General features: G+C 68.8%; 1 protein-coding gene. It reads right to left on the bottom strand.

The features are described from left to right. Positions 1–1,367: IS4 family transposase (locus ACFWAY_RS53780; RefSeq protein WP_378516541.1), on the bottom strand; the 1,367-nt coding region annotated here is incomplete at its 3' end. Positions 1,368–1,421 lie beyond the last annotated feature (54 nt).

Raw genomic sequence — 1,421 nt, 5'->3', positions numbered from 1 at the left:
GTGCGGCCGCGGGCAGTGCTGGCGACGAACTTGGAGATCGCTCGTTTGACCACGCGGGGGTTGGTTCGTGATCGTCGGGCGGGCATCAGGTGGTCGAGGACGCGTTCGCCGATGATGCCGACGAGGTCGACGACGGTGGTTTCGATGACACCCGCGGCGTGAATGAGTTGGTCGCGGGCCGCGTTGAGGGCGATGGTGAAGCTGGCACGGTCGGGATCGACGTCGGGGCACCCGAGGGTGGCGTCGGTGATCGCGACGCGCAACGCCTGGTAGGTGACGAGCAGCGCGTAGATCTCCTGCTCGACCCCGCGTGGGGTGCGGGCACGCAGCACCCGGCCACCGAGGATCGTCGATTTCAGCTCCAGGAACGCGGTCTCGATCTCCCACCGATCGTGGTAGAGGCGGACGATTTCGGTTGCGGGACAGTCGGGATCGAGGAGGGTGGTCACCAGCTTGTAGGTCTCGCTGCGAGCTCCCGTGCTGGTTGTGATGGTGATCTCGCAGCACAGGACACGGACCTCGACCGGGCCCATCCGGGACAGGTAGGAGCCGTCGGGCAGGCGGGCGCAGACCGGGAGGTTGCGGCTGTTCTTGACCCGGACCAGCAGGTGCGCACCGGTGTCGCGGACCGCGGCGAGCAACGCCTGCGAGGCGAAGTTGCGGTCGGCCAGCACGATCATCCCGCGGCGCATCCCCCGGAGTAGGTCGAGGGTGTAGGTGGTCTCCCCGACGCTGCTGGCACCGAACGTCGCGTCGATCACGGTGCGGGTGCCGCACGCCACCAGAGCGAGAAGGCGCACCATCGGATACCCGGTGCCGCCGTGAAACCCGCCGCCCCGGTGGTAGACCTGCAAATTCGCCACGGTGTCCGGGCAGCACATCATGGTGCCGTCGATGGCCGTGACCAGTAGCCCCCGCCAGTACACGCCCTTCGTGGCCAGGCCGGCGGCCGGGCCACGGAGCAGGTCGAACAGGGCACGCAACGGTGCCGGGCCGATCCGGCGTCGGGCCTGGGCCAGCGCTCCGGCGGTCGGGGTGGCCACCGCGAGCCCGTCGAGTCCGGCGATCATCCGCTGCCACACCTGCCCGAACCCCACCTCGGCGAACAGCCCGGCGGCCAGCAGCAGGTAGACCACCACCCGCGAGGGCAGATCACGTACCCGGGCCTGGACCTTGCCGGTCTCGGCCAATGCGGCGTCGACCATGTCGAAGCCCACGATTCGGGTCAGCTCCCCGAGATGACCCGGGGCGAACCGGCCTCCCGCGACGGTGACGACACGTGTGATGACAGAATCGGTAGTCAGCGGAGCTCCTGGGTCGAGGATGTCTTGGAGGACGCCCTCTTCTACCGGAGCTCCGCTACCCATTCGCGCACGACACGCCCAAGACCCGCATTCTTGACCGCCAGCCGTCCCCGCTAA

It is taken from the genome of Rhodococcus sp. NPDC059968 (genome assembly GCF_042738615.1).
GTDB lineage: Bacteria > Actinomycetota > Actinomycetes > Mycobacteriales > Mycobacteriaceae > Rhodococcus_F.
The sequence above is the reverse complement of the archived record's forward strand: the minus strand, read 5'-3'. Positions and strand labels throughout refer to the sequence as shown.